We start from the raw sequence: 2668 nt of genomic DNA, 5'->3' as shown, positions 1-2668 counted from the left end.
CGCACAGCCCCGAGCTGGACGCATGGATCGCCGCCGATCCCGAAAGCCACTTTGCACGTTTTACGCCGGAGCAGAAGGCCCACCCGGACAGCAGCCACAACTTTGTATTTTTGCCCCGCATTGCGGGAACGGAGGACTGAACCATGACAAGGATCGGATGCCGCGCCCATGACTACGGCAAGCTGCCCGCCACCGCGCTTGCTGCCACGTTGCGTGCCAAAGGGTACAACGCCGCCCAGCTTGCCATGCCGCGCGCCATTGCAGGCATTGAGGATTTTTCCCACATCACCGATAAACAGCTTGCAGAGATTCGAACGGCGTTTGCCGCACAGGACGTGGAAATTTCGGTGCTGAGCTGCTATCAGGATTTGTCTGCCCCCGATGCGGACACCCGCCGCACCGCTGTCGATACCGTAAAGCGCACACTGGGCTGCGCAAAGCTGCTGGGTGCCAAAATGGTGGGCAGCGAAACGGCATGGGGTGCCTGCACAGACGAGGAAAAGGCTGTCCGCCGCCCGCTGATGCTGGACAGCATCGCCCGCATCACCGAGGAAGCCGCCCGCCTGAACGTCGTTTTTGCCGTGGAATCTGTGGACGTACACCCCCTCTGTACACCGGAGCTGCTGCGCACCGTGTTGGACACTGCCGCTGATATACAGCACTGCAAGGTTATTTTTGACCCCGTCAACCTGTTCTGTGCCAAGGACGGGCAGGACAAAGCGTACCAGACTGCCCACTGGAGCCGCTGGCTGGAGGTCATCGGCAGTCAGCTCGGTGCCGTACACGTCAAGGACTGCCGCATCGAGGCGGACGGCAGCAAAACGCTGCTGCCGCTGGGCGAGGGCGATATGGATTATTCTGCCATTCGCGCCTTTCTGGCGAACCGTGCGCCCGCAGCACCGCTGCTGCGCGATGAGGTTATTCTGCCCGCCGACACCGCCGATGTGCGGTATCTGCGCAGGATGACCGACACTGTGTAAAAGTAAAAAAAGTGCCCAACCGTTTTGCGGTTGGTTTTTTTCGTATTTTGTCAGCGATTCCAATAGGCCGCTGCGTTTCTGCCGGCTTCGGTGCCTACAGCGTTGTAGGCGGGCTGTAGGTAGTGGAAGCGATCCTTCATCAACCCTTTTGCGGCGAAGGTCTTGAATTGACGGCTGACCAGCACGATGTCGCCCTGTTCGGAGGCCAGTTCCTCCTGCGCCTGCTGCATGGGCAGGTACAGCTCCGGCTCATCGCGCTGGTTGCCGATTTGGATCAAAAAGCAGGTTTGCGCGCCTGCGTCCTGCATAAAGCTGTGCAGAACGCGCTCGGTGTCGGCTTTGTAAACATCCTTGGGGGTGTGCAGGTCGCCGTCGGTGCAACCCTGGCACCAGACCATGGCGCTGTGGCGGATGATATAGCCGTTTGCCTGCAAAAAGGCGCGCGCCTTGCGGGCGCGGCGCACGGCATCCTGATAGTACGGTGTGCCGGGCAACCACTTGGCAATGGCAGAGCCGCCCTTGGCGCAGGACACGCCCACCACCGGCACACCGGTTTGGGCGGTGCAGGCATTGACGAAGGACGACACCATCGCCCCCGTTTTCATGCCCGGTTCATACACACCGGCGGGGTCGTTCTCGTTCACACCGAAGGGTTCTTCCAGCGGGTGCAGTGTGTCGGGGTCGGTGACGGCGCGGTATTCGTACCCCATGCCGGGGGCGACAACAGGGGCAAGGGCGGCTTCCCCGCGCCCCGCCATATTACTTTGCCCCATAAAAAAGAGAAGATCTACGGTTCTCATAAAAGCTCCTTTTATCTAGGCAATACCGCACAATTCCCGCCTTACGGCTTAAGCACCGTTCCGGCGGCTGCGACACTTAGAATTATGCGGTATCGCCTTAAAACAAGAAAGATTTCACTGAGCGCCCACTGCGCGGACACTTTTTGTTTATGTCGATGCCACGGAAACCGTCGCCTTACGAGCAGGATTTTTCTGCGTCTTACGCAACAGTATGAAACCGGTGTGGCTGATAGGAAAATTATACCGCACGGAAGTGCCTAAGTGCAATCGTAAGTTGTACTCTCCGGTATTAAGTTGTACGCATCACGGCAAGATTCCGGCGGCAAAGCCCGGATTTGTATGTTTTGCAGATAAGATAGGATTCGTATTTGCTTTTTTAGTATTTTATTTATTTAGTATTTATTAGTGCAGGCTTTTCCTGTACAGGTGAAACCCGTCTGGAAAAAGCCTGCGCAGGAAAAGCCGTTCTTGGGCAAAAAAGCCCCAAAGGCAGGGAATTTGGGGTGGTATATGGCTGGGCGGGCATCGGTGCTGACGCTTTGCGAACGCGCCCAAACAGAGGCATTTCTCGCGGCGACAGGGGTGGTGTGTGGGGATGGTGTAGAGTTGGCTTGCGTACAACTTCTTGCTAGGGAGTAAAACTTATATATTAGTTTGCTGGGCTTTTCACTTGTGTAAACCCTGTGATGTAAGTATCCACATTTCTCAATGGAACCAAAGCTGCTCATTTATTTGAGCGTTGCGAGTCAGAATCCGTCTCGCAAATTTGCCCCCAAAACTGCCCCCAAAAGGGGTTGGGACGGTTCATCACCGTATGGCATTCTTTTGTACACATGGGACAAAATCCGTTCTGAGCCTTGGTACGCAATACCACCAAACCCAACAAAA

At 56.3% G+C, this 2668-nt stretch carries 2 protein-coding genes; one reads left to right on the top strand and one right to left on the bottom strand.

Annotation, left to right across the window (positions count from 1 at the left end):
* Positions 1 to 143: 143 nt before the first annotated feature.
* On the top strand, positions 144 to 980 hold the full coding sequence (locus B5D32_RS14435) for a sugar phosphate isomerase/epimerase family protein (RefSeq protein WP_078785653.1): 837 nt from the start codon (positions 144 to 146) through the stop codon (positions 978 to 980).
* Between the two features lie 50 nt (positions 981 to 1030).
* On the opposite strand, the gene B5D32_RS14430 is transcribed toward B5D32_RS14435, so the two are convergent.
* The gene (locus B5D32_RS14430; protein ID WP_078785652.1) at positions 1031 to 1780 is read right to left on the bottom strand and encodes a sialate O-acetylesterase; all 750 of its coding nucleotides are present in this window, start codon (positions 1778 to 1780) and stop codon (positions 1031 to 1033) included.
* Between the last annotated feature and the right edge of the window lie 888 nt (positions 1781 to 2668).

The sequence above is a fragment of the Gemmiger formicilis genome (genome assembly GCF_900167555.1).
Lineage (GTDB): Bacteria > Bacillota > Clostridia > Oscillospirales > Ruminococcaceae > Gemmiger > Gemmiger formicilis.
The sequence above is the reverse complement of the archived record's forward strand: the minus strand, read 5'-3'. Positions and strand labels throughout refer to the sequence as shown.

What these genes read in the sequence shown, in the direction of transcription:
- B5D32_RS14430 (WP_078785652.1), bottom strand. Translation starts at nt 1,780, where the DNA reads ATGAGAACCGTAGATCTTCTCTTTTTTATGGGGCAAAGTAATATGGCG.
- B5D32_RS14435 (WP_078785653.1), top strand. Translation starts at nt 144, where the DNA reads ATGACAAGGATCGGATGCCGCGCCCATGACTACGGCAAGCTGCCCGCC.